The sequence below is a fragment of the Streptomyces sp. NPDC041796 genome (assembly GCF_055590785.1).
This window is the reverse complement of sequence record NZ_JBVJAH010000006.1, coordinates 436,059-449,988: the sequence shown is the minus strand read 5'-3', so window position 1 is coordinate 449,988 and position 13,930 is coordinate 436,059. Positions and strand designations below refer to the sequence as shown.

General features: G+C 73.2%; 8 protein-coding genes. 6 read left to right on the top strand and 2 right to left on the bottom strand.

The features are described from left to right. Window positions 1-342: 342 nt before the first annotated feature. Window positions 343-678 (bottom strand): YnfA family protein, encoded by a 336-nt coding sequence (locus tag ACZ6C1_RS15195; protein WP_469241083.1) that lies wholly within the window; start codon window positions 676-678, stop codon window positions 343-345. A gap of 225 nt (window positions 679-903) precedes the next feature. Here ACZ6C1_RS15195 and ACZ6C1_RS15190 point away from each other — a divergent pair, with 225 nt between their 5' ends. The 6 genes from ACZ6C1_RS15190 (at window position 904) to fxsT (ending at window position 12,051) form a co-directional block, all read left to right on the top strand. Continuing rightward, window positions 904-2,832, top strand: a complete 1,929-nt coding sequence (locus ACZ6C1_RS15190) for a protein-arginine deiminase domain-containing protein (protein WP_469241081.1) — start codon at window positions 904-906, stop codon at window positions 2,830-2,832. Between the two features lie 21 nt (window positions 2,833-2,853). Next, window positions 2,854-3,633 carry a DUF72 domain-containing protein gene (locus ACZ6C1_RS15185; protein WP_469241079.1) on the top strand — a complete coding sequence of 260 codons (780 nt, stop codon included), beginning with the start codon at window positions 2,854-2,856 and terminating at the stop codon, window positions 3,631-3,633. 41 nt (window positions 3,634-3,674) lie between these two features. Beyond that, window positions 3,675-4,886 (top strand): alpha/beta fold hydrolase, encoded by a 1,212-nt coding sequence (locus ACZ6C1_RS15180; RefSeq protein WP_469241077.1) that lies wholly within the window; start codon window positions 3,675-3,677, stop codon window positions 4,884-4,886. 72 nt (window positions 4,887-4,958) lie between these two features. Continuing rightward, window positions 4,959-6,584, top strand: a complete 1,626-nt coding sequence (locus ACZ6C1_RS15175) for a VMAP-C domain-containing protein (protein WP_469241075.1) — start codon at window positions 4,959-4,961, stop codon at window positions 6,582-6,584. Next, a complete protein-coding gene (locus ACZ6C1_RS15170) occupies window positions 6,581-7,615 on the top strand; it encodes an AAA family ATPase (protein ID WP_469241073.1) in 1,035 nt (344 codons plus the stop codon). Before ACZ6C1_RS15175 ends, ACZ6C1_RS15170 begins: the two co-directional genes overlap by 4 nt. Then, the gene (gene fxsT / locus ACZ6C1_RS15165) at window positions 7,612-12,051 is read left to right on the top strand and encodes an FxSxx-COOH system tetratricopeptide repeat protein (protein ID WP_469241071.1); all 4,440 of its coding nucleotides are present in this window, start codon (window positions 7,612-7,614) and stop codon (window positions 12,049-12,051) included. Before ACZ6C1_RS15170 ends, fxsT begins: the two co-directional genes overlap by 4 nt. Here fxsT and ACZ6C1_RS15160 read toward each other — a convergent pair whose 3' ends face one another. Further along, a complete protein-coding gene (locus ACZ6C1_RS15160; RefSeq protein WP_469241069.1) occupies window positions 12,052-13,926 on the bottom strand; it encodes an HEXXH motif domain-containing protein in 1,875 nt (624 codons plus the stop codon). Between the last annotated feature and the right edge of the window lie 4 nt (window positions 13,927-13,930).

Sequence of the window (13,930 nt, the reverse complement as noted above, 5' to 3'; positions counted from 1 at the left end):
TTTTAACCACGCTCATAGCGGGGCGGGGGGGTGGTGCAAAAGGAGAAGACGCGCCCCCCCCCCCCCCCCCCCCCCCTCCCCCCCCCCGCTTTCGTGGTGCGCTCGGCGGTCAGCAGCCGCCGGACGCCGTCGCCCGGACCGGCGCCGATGTGGAGCACGGCGGGCTGCGCCGCAGCAGCCGCCACCCCTCTCCGCGCCGGACGGCTCCGGCTCGTCGAGCAGGCCCGCGCCGCACACGCCGGCCCGTCCACAGGGTGTGGACGGTGAAGGACCGCTCCCCGTGGCCCGTGTCGACCACACGGTCGCGTCCGGCCCGGGACACCCCGACGACGGGCCGAGCCGTCAGCCGCCGCGCGGCGCGTACATGATGACGGCCATGCCGGCGAGGCACACGAGCGCGCCCACGACGTCGAAACGGTCGGGCCGGTAGCCGTCGGCGACCATGCCCCAGGCGATGGAACCGGCGACGAACACCCCGCCGTAGGCGGCCAGGATGCGCCCGAAGTTCTCGTCGCTCTGGAACGTGGCGACCACCCCGTACAGGCCGAGCGCGATCACGCCCGCGCCGATCCAGATCCAGCCCCGGTGCTCGCGGACGCCCTGCCATACGAGCCAGGCGCCCCCGATCTCGAAGAGCGCGGCGACGGCGAACAGGGCGACGGAGCGGGCGACGAGCACGGCGGCGGGGTCCTTCCGGTGGCGGGGGCTCCAGCATCCCCCGCCCGGCGCACCCCACCCCGCACGACCCGGCATCCCCGGCCCGGCGCACCCCGCCCCGCACGACCCACTTGGCGCACCCGCCCCTCACACCACACCGAATCCGCCAATCTCGCCCTCCGTGCAACTGGACCTCCCTCCACGCCCTCTTCAAGCTCGGCAACCCAATCCCCCACGAAGGGACGCATGGTGGTTACGAGCACGCCGAGACGAGCGGTTCTGGCCCTCACCGTGATCGGCGCCGTACTGGCGCCCACGTCACCGGTGTTCGCCGCGCCGACGCCGCCCCCCGTCGACCTCCGCGCGGATGTGAACCGGGACGGGCGGGTCGACCTCACCGGTACGACGGACACCGCCGGTGAGGACACCTGGTCCCCGGGCCGGGGCGCGGTGTTCCTGCCCAACATCGACGACGACACCAAGCGGTGCCCCACCGCGGGCCCCGGCGGCAAGCCGCTGCCCGACGCCAAGCTCGCCGCCTGCAACGACGCGGCCGACGCCCTCATCAACGGCCGCGCCGACCTCGCCGACATGGCCCGTGTCCGCGCCGTACCGATGACCGGGCTGCCCGCCACGGCGACCGGCTCCGTCAGCGTCCCGGCCGGAGGCAGGAACACCCGCGTGTTCGTCAAACGCGCCACCGGCTGGGCCCACGTCACCGGCAAGACCCGCCTGACCGCCGCCGAGCTGCGCGCAGGGATCGAGTTCGCGGTCGAGAGCACCGACATCGTCCGTGACAGCAAGGTCTGGGACGGCCGGGCCGTGATACGGCTGACCGTGACGACGCCCGGCGGACCGAGCAGCGCCGACGACATCACGCTCCGCGTCGCCCCGCTGCTGACCCACCACCACCTCCAGAAGGCCCAGCAGGTCCTGGTCACCAAGGTGCCCGGCAAGGACGACTTCGCGCGCGGCCAGCAGGCGTTCGTCAACGGCCTGGCCAAGGAGGTGAAGTCGGCGGGGATCACCCAGCCGCTCCTCACCTTCGACAAGTACCAGGACATCTGGGCGCAGGACTTCGTCGAGCCGGGCTATGTGAGCATGACCGGCCCCGACGGACGGCGGCAGGTCATCCGCGTGATGCTGCGCTCGGCGCAGCCCGACCGCGAGGCGGGCCGCGAACTCTTCGAGAAGGTACGCGGCAACGGCGTCGGCGTCGTCCAGGTCTCGGGGGTCCGCGACTCGGAGGAGTGGACCCTGAACTCGATGGGGAACCTGGAGACCATTCCCCCGTACGCGCACGGCGGCCGGTCCTTCCCCGCCGGGCGCATCATCATGGGCGAGCGCAAGGACGACGGCTCCAGGCCGGCGCAGGCGATGCGGACCATGCTGGCGTCCCAGGGCTTCCAGGACCCGCTGTTCCTCGACACCTCCTGGCTGCACGTGGGCCATGTGGACGAGTTCGTGCAGTTCCTGCCCGCCCCGGGCACCCCGCGCGGCTGGAAGATCGGCATCGCCGACCCCGAGGCCGGGCTGAAGCTGCTGCGGGACGCGCAGAAGGCCGGGCACGGCAAGACCCGCATGTTCAGCGTGCCGGACACCCAGGAGCGGCTCGCCCCGAAGGAGACCATCGACCAGGCGCTCGCCTCCAAGTGGCTCGTCGCCGACAACACCATGGCCGCCCAGCGGATCAAGGCCAACCTGGCGGTACTCCAGCGCGAGACGGGCGTGACGGACGCCGAGGTGGTGCGCGTACCGGCGCTGTACACGCGCGGCACGGAGCAGGTGGGCGAGCGCGGCGACCGCATGCCGCGCCTGTCGCGGCTGGGCGCCGGTGAGGTGCCGGAGGCGGTCAGCGAGTACGGCCAGCAGAAGAACCTGGCCCGCCGCGACGGGCGGGCCGCCGGCCCCGGGACCGTCATGACCAGCGCGTACGTCCCCGGCGCCGTCAACGGCATCCTGCTGGGCAACGACCGGTACCTGGCCCCGCGCCAGTGGGGGCCGGTCATCGGCGGCAAGGACGTCTTCACGGCCGCCGTGACCGCCGCCTACACGGGCGCCGGGTTGAAGGTCTCGTACATCGACGACTGGTACACGTACCACCTGGGCATGGGCGAGGTGCACTGCGGGACGAACACCCTCCGCGACCCGTCCGCCGCGTGGTGGAAGCCGTAGGCAGCGGGGAGCATGGGTGATGTGCCCATGCTTGTCGGAACCTCGGGGTGGCAGTACGCGGACTGGCGTGGCGGGCTCTACCCGGCCGGGCTGCCGCAGCGGCTGTGGCTGGAGGAGTACGTCCGCCACTTCGTGACCGTGGAGAACAACAACGCCTTCTACCGGCTGCCCACCAGGGAGGTCTTCACCGCCTGGCACGACCGGACCCCCGAGGGATTCGTCATGGCGGTGAAGGCCAGCCGTTACCTGACCCACATCAAGCGGCTGCGGGACCCCGAGGAGCCGGTGGAGCGGCTGATGGGCCGGGCGGAGGGCCTCGGCGACCGGCTGGGGCCCGTCCTGGTGCAGCTCCCGCCGAACTTCCGCGAGGACACCGGCGCCCTGGACGCCTGTCTGCGCTGTTTCCCGGACACGGTCCGGGTGGCCGTCGAGCTGCGCCACCCGTCCTGGTGGGAGGCGGAGCGGGAGCTGCGGGCGGTGCTGGAGCGGTACGGCGCCGCCCTGTGCTGGGCCGACCGGGGCTCCCGCCCGGTGACGCCGCTGTGGCGCACCGCGCCCTGGGGGTACGTCCGGTTCCACGCCGGCGCCGCCCGGCCCTGGCCCCGCTACGGGCGGCAGGCGCTGGCGTCCTGGGCGGGCCGGATCGCGGACGCCTGGCCGGACGAGGCCGACGTGTACGTGTACTTCAACAACGACCCCGGCGGAGCGGCCGTCCTGGACGCCGCCGTGTTCGCGCGGGCGGCGGAAGCACTGGGCCGGACGGTGACGCGTACGCCCCCTTCTGAGACCCCGGCCGCCTAAACTCGCCAACGGAGCTTGTGGACAAGCGACTTGGGGGGCACATGGTCACGGTCCTGTTCGTGCACGGTACGGGGGTTCGCGAGCCGTCGTACTCCGCCGCCCTGGAGGCCATTCGCGGCGGCCTCGCGCGCGTGCGGCCCGAGGTGCGGGTCGAACCGTGCGACTGGGGCTCCACGCTGGGCTCCTACCTGCGGGCGGGCGGCGTCTCGATCCCCGGGTACGTCACCGACGACGCCCTTCCGGTACGGGAGGACGACGAGGACCGGCTGCGGTGGGCGATGCTGTACGCGGACCCGTTCGCCGAGCTGGGCGTCTACGCCCTGGCGGACCGGCCATCCGGGACGGCGCCCGCATTCGTCCCCGGAGCGGTCGCGCCCGGCGACGCCCTGCTGGACCTGATCGGCCGGCTGCCCGGCTCGGCGGCGGTACGCGCCGCGTGGGACGCCGCCGTCCCGGACGTACCCCTCACCGGGGCCGTCGCCGCCCTGCTCGCCGCACCCCCGCTGCGCCGCGCCGCCGCCGTGGCCGCCCCGGAGGGCGACGCCCTGCCCCGGCTGACCGCCCGCGCGCTGACCGCCTGGGCGCTGGTGCGCGCCGACCGCCCGGCGGGTGACGTACCGGTCGCGGCGCGCGACGACCTCGTGGACACGGTCACCGCCGAACTGGGCGGCGACGTCAAGGGCCTCGGCGACGCGCTGGTGTCCGCGCTGGGGTTCTCCGCCCGGCTCTTCGAGCGCTCCATCGGCTCCCGCATGCTGGTGTCCCGGCGGGCCGCGCTCAGCGGCCGCTCGGTGGGATTCTTCGGCGACGTCCTCGCCTACCTCGCACGCGGCCAGGCCGTCCGCGACCACGTCGCCGACACGCTGCGCGCACTGCCCGGCGACGCCGGTCCGGTGGTGGTCCTCGGCCACAGTCTCGGCGGCATCATCGCCGTGGACCTGCTCGCCGATGCGCCCGCCGGCGTGTCCGTCGACCTGCTGGTGACGGTCGGCTCCCAGGCACCCCTGCTGTACGAGCTCGACGCCCTGCCCTCCCGCCCCTACGGCAGTGGGCTCCCCGGGGCGTTCCCCCGCTGGCTCAACGTCTACGACCGCCGCGACCTGCTGTCGTACCTCGCCGCCGGGGCCTTCGGCGACGACCCCAGGATCACCGACGTGGAGGTGGACAACGGCCAGCCGGTCTCGGCCGCCCACAGCTCCTACTGGGCCAATGATCAGTTCTACCGGGTGTTGTCCACAGCGCTTCCCGGCTGAACCGGAAACCCCTTAGCCTGGGCCATCCAGTACGCAGAGGCATCACACGGCACGGTGCGAGGGGGAACGCGCGTGGCCGCCACGGGAGGGTTCGACGCCGTACAGCTGCGGATCCTGGGCGCGTTCGTCGACGCGCTGGAGGATCCGGCCGTCCGGCTGATCAACGACAACAGCAGGGACCTGTGGCGCCAGATGGTGCACCAGCACATCCCGGGCCTGACGGCGGTCAGCTTCTCCGTGCCGCGCCAGGAGTTCCTCAGCGTCGTCAACAACTGCGCGACGATCGACGGCGGCATGGACGGCCTCGTCGCGGCCACCTGCCTGGTCACACCCACCCTGGAACCGGCCCTGTCCCTGCTGCTGGCCGAGTGGAAGGCCCGCCTCGCCTTCCCCGGCCCCGACTGGGCGCCGCTGCGCCGCGTGCTGGAGGTCCCGGTGTCCGAGCTGGGCGGTCTCGTGGACCGGGCCACGGACGGCCTCGTACCGCTGCCGGAGCACTGCACGACCCCGTGGGAGGCGTTCGTCCACCTCGCCGACCGCAACAGCCACCCCGGCGGCCTCATGCCCGCCATGGCGTTCCTGGAGCACACCGCCGCCCTCTGCCCGGAAGTCGCGGCGGGAATCGGCGAGTTACGGGCGTGGAACGACCACTTCGCCCGCCAGTGGCACCTGACCGGACCGCTGATGACGCTGCGCACGAGACTCAGCGGCACTCCCGCGACCGACGGCATCGGGCCCGCCCACGACCCGCGCCCCGGCCGGCCCGCCGGCTCCACCGCCTCCGTCAGACCGCTGATCAGGATCTACGTGAAGGTCGAGCCCGACCACACGCCCCAGGGCGGGGTCGGCAGGCGCCGCGCCGCGCGCACCCAGCGGTACTACGTCTCCGCCTGTGTGAAGTACACCGATTCGAACGCCCTTCACCGAGATCCCCACACCGAGCCGCGAGAGTCCGTGACTCGCTCCCAACTCCCGTTCACTGTGGCAGAGTTGCTGACGCATATGACTCAGCTACGCCACTCCCGCGCCGAGAACGCCGCCCTGGAACTGTTCCTCCCGGCGGAGCTCCTCAACGAACCCGTGGAGTGGTGGGACCGCGATCCGACCCTGGGGTTCCCCAACTCGCTGCTGAGCCGCTACCGGGAGATCCTGCTGCACAGCCTGGAGCGGGTACAGCGCCCCGCCTTCCACAACGCCTGGCGGGCCCGCTGGGCGCACTGGCGGACCGGTGAGGGCCCCGGCCTGGTGCACGAGTGCGACCCGGAGACCCTGACCGACACCGAGCACCTCGCCCTGCTGGACGCCAAGATCGGGCGGGACGACGACGTGGTGGGCATGGTGCTCAGCAGGCCGCCGCACCGCGACAGCGAGCTGGGCTTGAGGGAGATGAGTCTCGCCCTCGACCTCGGGGTACCCATAGTGGTGTATCACCGCGACGACCCGGCGTCGGAGGTGTTCCGCAGCATGATCCGAGAGACCTTGGCCAATGAAGGACTGTCAGGGCTCCCCGAGCGTGCGCAACAGTGGAAGTCCGACGTCGCCGTCCGTGCCACCACCACCGCCGCGGGCGGGGTGAGCGCCGTGACCGACAGGGACGTCGAAGCGATCCGGTCCATGAGCATGATCTGGGACGACCCCGAGCTTCTTCTCGAGGGCGGGCAGAGCGCTCCCGCCACCTTTGTAGGGGGGACCGAGTGAACGCGGCGCACAATGGCGGGCCGCTCTACCGGGGCACCGGAGAGCTGTTACCGGACACACCGTACGAGGAACGGACCTGGCCCGTGGGCCCGCCGTGGCGCGACTTCCGCGCCCCGGCGACCATGCCCCCGCCGCCCGACGACGACGAAGCCGACCGGCGCCTCGGCCCGCCCGGACGGCCGCGCACCCCTCGCCCCGAGGAGGTCCGGCTGGTCAACGCCGCGCTGCTGCTGCGCAGACCGCTGCTGATCAGCGGGCGGCCCGGCGTCGGCAAGTCGGGCCTGGCGTACCGGATCGCGCGCGAACTGCGGCTCGGCCGGGTCCTGCACTGGCCGGTGACCAGCCGCACGACGCTCGCGTCGGGCCTGTACGAGTACGACGCCATCGGGCGAGCCCAGGCGGCCAGGGACGGCAGCGACGACCGGCCGGGCACCGGGAACTACGTCCAGCTCGGACCGCTGGGCACCGGGCTGCTGCCGTACCGGCTGCCGCGTGTCGTCCTCATCGACGAGATCGACAAGTGCGACGCGGACCTCCCCAACGACCTGCTCACCCTCTTCGAGGACGCCTGGTTCGAGATCCCGCCACTCGTCCGGGTGAAGCAGGGGGAACCGACGGCGACCGTCCATACGGCTGATCCCGGTGGCACCGCCGTCATCGAGGACGGAGTCGTCAGGGCGCACACGTTCCCGGTGGTCGTCATGACCTCGAACGGCGAACGGGAGTTCCCCGAGGCGTTTATGCGCCGCTGCCTCCGGCTGGACATTCCGGACCCGGACGCGGAGACATTGGGTGAGCTGGTCGCCGGCCATTTCGGCGACCGCCTCGGACCGGCGCAGGAAGCACTGATCCAGGATTTCCTCCGGCGCAGCGAGCGGGTCGGCGGACTGGCCGCCGACCAGTTGCTGAATGCCGCCCATTTGGCGACCTCGGGCCTCTACCGGCAGGACGGAAGCGATGCCGGTGAGTGGCAATCGGTCCTCGCCGCCATTTGGCACCCTCTGGGTGGTGAAGGGGCGGATACGGCGTGACCGGCGACACTTCGGCGGCCCGCGGTGCTGAAGGGCGGCACCGACGGGACGGCCCGGCAGACCTGCCGGGCCACTCCCGGCTGCCCGTCACCGGCCTGTACGCGTGGGAGGTCGCCGACGCCGTGTGGCTGGCCGCCAACCACCCGTGGCTGGCGGGCGGGCAGGACGCGGCGGAGGAGCACAAGACCGACGCGCCCGGACGCCCACCGGCCGGCGCCGCGGCACTGCCGCAGGACCCCGCCACCGTCGGCCCCGACGAGCCGCCCCACCCGCGCCCGGACGCCGACGACACACCCGAGCGCCCGGCATCCGACGGCTCCGCACCGGACGCCCCCACCCAGGACGCCCCCGCGTCCGGCACCACCACCCCGGACAGCTCCGCCCCGGACGGCCCGGCCCCGCCGGACGAAGCACCCCCGTCCCCGGCGCCCGCCAGGGCCCTCACGCCCGCGCCCCCACCCGTACGGCTCACCCGTCCGCCCGGGCCACGGGACCTGGGGCGGGCACTGCGCCCGCTGCGCGGCCACCTCGACTCCGCCCACGCCCACGCCCTCGACGAGGCGGCCACCGCCGAGCGGATCGCCCTCGCCCCGCACCTGCCGCCCGTGCTCGCCCCCGAACCGGAACGGCGGTGGAGCGCGGTCCTGGTCGTGGACAGCGCCCCGCACATGGCCCTGTGGCGGCCCGCCGTCGACCGGTTCCGCTCGGCCCTCACCGCGTACGGCGGCCTGCGTGACGTGGAGGTCCTCACCCTCGACACCGCCCGCCCCGAGCGGGCCGTGCTGCGCGGCCCCGGACCGGCCGGCCGCCCCCGGCCCCCGCGCGGCCTCGTCGACCCGACCGGACGGAGCATCGTCCTCCTGCTGACCGACGGCGCCGCGCCCGCCTGGCGTTCCGGCGCCGCCCAGCGCCTGGCGGCTCTGTGGGGCAGATCCCAGCCGGTCGCCGTGGTGCAGATGCTGCCGCAGCGGCTCTGGGCCGGAACCGGACTGTTCCCGGTACGGGTCCGGCTGCGCGCCCAGGGGGTCGGGTCGGCGGGCGGACAGGTCCGGTGGACGCCCGCCGAGCCGCTCGCCGCGTCGCTGCTGCCGGACGCCCCCGGCCGGGTGGTGGCCGTACCGGTCCTGGAACTGAGCCCCGAATGGCTCGACCCGTGGGCCCGGTTCGTCTCCGGAACCACCCCGCGCTGGGCGGACCTCCCGGCGATCCTCACCGGCTCCCGCCCCCCGTCCCCCACCGCACCACCCCCCTCGCGACGCCCCACGGCGGCCGAGCTGGTGGCCCGCTTCCGCAACCGCGCCTCCCTCCAGGCGTTCGACCTCGCCACCCGGCTGGCCGCCGTCCAGCTCGACCTGGACACCATGCGGGAGGTGCGGCGGCAGACCATGCCGTACGCCACGGACGCCCATGTGGCGGAACTCGTCATCAGCCCCCTGGTGGAACCCCTGCCGGGCTGCGACGGCAATTCGTACCTCTTCGTCGAGGGCGTACGGGAGGAACTGCTCGCCGCCGGCAGCAGGACGGCCACCGAAAGCGCCCTGAGAAAAGCCGCCGAATTCCTCGCCCCGCACAACGAGGCGGCCCGCGAGCTCCTCGACTACCTGGAAAGCAGCGCGAATTCGACCGCGCCCGTCTTCCGTGAGGAAAGCCTCGCGGCCGTCGAGGCGACGGCCGAGAACCTCCGGTTCCGGCAGGCCGAGCACGCGGCTCTCCGGGCGATCTCCGGTTCCCATCTGCGCCGTGCCAGGCGCCTCGGTGAACACATCGGAAACACACCTCCGAACGGCCAGAGCGGCGTTTCACCGACTCCTGCCGATGAGACACTCCCCGACGACAGCGACTACCCCATTCCCCCGTCTGGAGGCCCCCAAGTGAGCACGGTCCCCGCCCCGGCACAGACCCCGGCCCAGCAGCCTTTGGCCGGAGGGGGTGCGCGACCGGCCATGCCCGCTGTCTGGGGGAACATGCCGCCCAGGAACGTCGTGTTCACGGGCCGGGAAGAACTGCTGGTCGCGCTGGAGAACGGGCTGCGCCGGGGCCCCACCGCCGTGCTCCCGCACGCGCTGCACGGAATGGGCGGCGTCGGCAAGTCGCAGCTGGCCCTCGAGTACGTGTACCGGCACGCGTCCGAATACCAGGTCGTCTGGTGGATCCCCGCCGAACGGACCACGCAAATCCAGCAGGCGTTCGTCGAATTGGCCCGGCGCCTCCACCTCCCGGCCAGCACCGAGGCCATTACCGCCGTACCGGCCGTACTGGAAGCACTCCGCACCGGAAACCCGTACAACAGCTGGCTACTGGTGTTCGACAACGCGGAAAGTCCGGCCGCCGTGCAGGAATACTTCCCGAGCACTCCCGAGGGCGGGCCGGTAGGCTCCGTCATCGTGACATCGCGCAACCCTCAGTGGAACACCTTGGCCCATCCGCTGGAAGTCGATGTGTTCGAACGAGCAGAGAGCATCCAGCTGCTTCGGCGGCGCAATCCCGATCTGTCCGACGAAGACGCGGACATGCTCGCGGAAATTCTCGGTGACCTGCCGCTCGCGGTGGAGCAGGCGTCGGCGTGGCGCGCCGAAACGGGAATGCCCCCCGCCGAATATCGGAGGGTGTTCGAGGAAAAAAGCGCCGAGCTGATGGCGGTGTCACCGCCCACCCAGTACGAGAAGACGGTCGCCACCGCGTGGAACGTGTCCCTGGACCACGTGGAGGGCAAGAACGCCGGAGCCATCCAGCTCCTGGAACTCTGCACCTACTTCGCCCCGGAGCCGGTCAATCGGCAGTTCTTCTCCAACGCGGTGTCCGAGCCGATCGCCCCCGAACTGGACCGCGTCTTCACCGACCCCATCCGGCTCAGCCGCGCCATCCGGGAGATCAGCCGGTACTCACTGGCGAAGATCGACCACCGCACGAACTCCATCCAGATGCACCGGCTGGTGCAGGCGGTGCTCGAGGCGCGCATGACCGAGGAGCAGCGCACGAGGTTCCGCCACGGCGCACACCTGCTGCTCGCGGCGAACGCGCCCAACGACCCGCTGGCGCCGCAGAACTGGCAGCGGTTCGGCGAGCTGTACCCGCACGTCATCGCCTCGAAGGCGGCACGGTCGGCGCACCGCAACGTACGCCAGATGGTCTACAACGTCGCGCGGTACCTCTTCTACTGGGGCGACCACGCGGCCGCCCTGGAGTTCGCGCAGGAGACCTACCGCGACTGGTGCCGGCTCTTCGGCGAGGACGACCAGCAGACCCTGGCCCTCGGGCGGCATCTGCGCTTCGTGCTGTGGCGGGACGGCCGTTACAAGGAGGCCGCCGAGCTCGGTGAACGGATGCTGGCCACCTTGGAGGCCGCGGGCCCCGACCTGGAGGAGGAGTATCTGCGCGTCAAGGGCCAGGTGTCGGGCGACCGCAGAGCCCGCGGCGACTTCCGGGGCGCGCTGGAGTTCGACGAGGAGGTCTACGAGCGCGCGGTGAGGGCGTACGGCGACGAGGACCCGGAGACGCTGCTGCACGCCCACAACCTGGGCGTCACACTGCGCGTCAACGGGCTGTACGCACGGGCACTGGAGCTGGACCGGGCGAGCTGGCGCATCAAGGTGCAGCTGTTCGGCGCCGACGCGCCCACCACCCTCGGCTCCGAGGCGTCCCTCCACCTGGACAAGCAGGAGCTCGGGGAGTACGCGGCGACGGAGAAGGCGTACGAGGAAGCGATCGACATCCACCGCGACACCTTCGGCGACATGCACCCGAACACGCTGAAGGCGATCGCCCGGCTGGGCGTCGCCCAGCGCAAGGCGGGCCACCACGCGGCCGCCGAGGCCAACACGCGCAACGCGCGCAACGCGCTGGTCGAGCGGTACGGCGAGCGCAGCCCCGACGCCCTCCAGGCGTCGCTGAACCTCTCGATCGACCTGCGACAGAACCGGTCGCTGGAGGAAGCGCTGAGGCTGGGCGAGCGGACCCGGGCGCTGTACGCGGAAATTTTCGGCCAGGACCACCCCCACACCGCCGCCGCGGACGCCAACCAGGCGATCACGCTGCGGTTGCTGGACCGGGTGGACCAGGCACGCAAGCTCAACGAGTCGGCGCTCGCCCGTTTCCGGGCGAAGCTCGGCGACACACACCCGCACGCCCTCATCTGCACGGTCAACCTGGCCAACGACCTGTTCGCGCAGGGCGACGCGGCCGGTGCGTTCGAACTCGACCAGAGGTCGCTGCCGTCGCTGGTCGACGCACTCGGTGACGACCACCCCACGGTGCTCGTGCTGCGCGGCAACATGGCCGCCGACCTGCGGGCGCTGGGGCGCACGGGCGAGGCGGAGGAGCTGCACCGGGCCGCGATCGACGGTGTGCGGGCGAGGCTGGGCGAGAACCACCCGGCGTGCGCGGACATGCTGGCCTGGCGCCGGGCCAACTGCGACATCGACCCGATGCCGATCTGATCACGGAAGGCCGGTGACGCCCCGGCCCAGCCACTGGGCCAGGGCCACCGGGTCCGGTGGCGGGCCGGGGCGGTGGGTCGCGGCGGCGTGGACGGCCGCGACCAGTTCCGGTACCGCGGTCAGGGCCGTGACCGCGTCCGGGGCGGTGCCGAGGTCCGCCAGGGCCAGGCCGAGACCGGTCCACGCGCCGGGCCCGCCGGCCCCGCCGGCGGCGTCCCGGGTGTGGAGGTGCCGTGCGGCCGCGGCCTCACCGCACGCCCACAGCACGTCCGCCCGCGACGCCCCGAACACTCCCGGCGCCGTGTCGCCGGGGCGGTCCAGCAGCTTCTCCAGGGCCGCCGGGTCGGCCAGGCCCATGCGGACGAGCCTGGCGCGTGCGTCGAGGCACCGGGCCCCCGAGTCCCGCAGGGGCTCCCGTCGCGACGGCAACCGGGGCGCCTCGCTCCGGCCTGTGCTCCAGGCGTCCGCCAGCGCCATCACGTCCGCGCGACAGGGACGTACGTGGGCCAGCCGCCATGAGGCCCGGTGATCCGCGGCCATCCGCTCGGCCAGTCGTTCCTCGGGGCTGTCGCCGCACGCGTCGCGCAACCGCCGCACGGCACCGAGGAGGTCCTGTAACGCGAGGCGGCCCGCGTCGGTGAGAGCCCGGTCAGCGGCCAGCGCGGGGACCACCCGGGCGAGCTGGACCAGCCACAGCGCGCTCTCGAAACGGGCGGCCGCACCGCCCGCGTCGCCCGGGCGCCGGGTGGCGTACGCCTGCCAGAACCGGGCCACCGCGGTGAACGCGTACGCCCCCTGGAGCATCCCGCCCAGCGGCCGGGGGTCGTCGCGCCAGGGCGCGTAGTACGTGCCGCGTGCCGCGTCCGGCTCGTACAGCGGACACACGTGCATCAGCGCGCTGAGCTTGCTGTGCTGGAGTTCGTGGGCGAGCGTGGCGGCGCACAGGGACACCGAGTCGGGCGGTGACGACGCCATGCCGCCGACGGCGTGCCCGTCCGTGACGCTGCGGACCCGGGAGGGCTCCCTGGCGGTCATCGGCTGGAGGGAGCGCAGCAGGAGCCGGGCGGCCCGGGCGGTCGGCGGGTCGAGGTCCACCAGCAGGTCGTACGCCTCGGTCAACAGGTCGCACCAGGCGTCGAACGCGGCCGCTGTCAGCCGTTCGGCGGTCCCGTGGGGCGGTGGGGCGATGCGGTGGGCGCCCAGGTCGTCGACGACGATCCGGCGCGGGCCGCCGGGCGTGAGGGCCGCACGGCGCACCGGGGCCCAGTGGGGCGTGGGCCGCTCGGGGCGGGCGGGCAGGTGCAGCCACCCGTACCGGCCCGTCACGGTCACGCGTCCGCCGGCCGCTCGTACCTCGGCCGTGCCCCAGGCGGTGCCGCACCGGCGGGGCGTCGGCAGCCTGGCCAGACCCAGGGTCGGCAGCGCGACGGTGCCCCGGTGGGAGGGGACGGGGAACGAGAAGGGGAGCCGGGCGCGGGTGGCGGCGACGGCGGCCAGGGTGTGCAGGTGGCCCGTCTCGGCCCACAGCGGGGTGGTGTCACGGGCGGGGGCACGCAGCCGTGACAGCAGGCGGCTGATCCACAGGCCCGTCTCGGGCAGGAGGAGCAGTTCCTCGACGGCCGGCGGATCGTGGCGCTGCGCGGCGGCCAGCAGGTCCCAGGCGCGCTCGGCGGCGGGCAGGGGCCCGGTCACTCCGGTCAGCGGGGTGAGGGTGTCCATCAGCAGGTCGAACAACAGCAGGCGGTGACTGAACTCGGCCCGGGTGAGCGCCGTCAGGGCGTCGGTGCCTCCCTCGGCCCGGCCGAGTTCGTGGAATTGGGATGGTGTCAGTGAATGCCGTGACTCCGCTTCACGCAGTGGTGAGTCAGGGCGCATACCG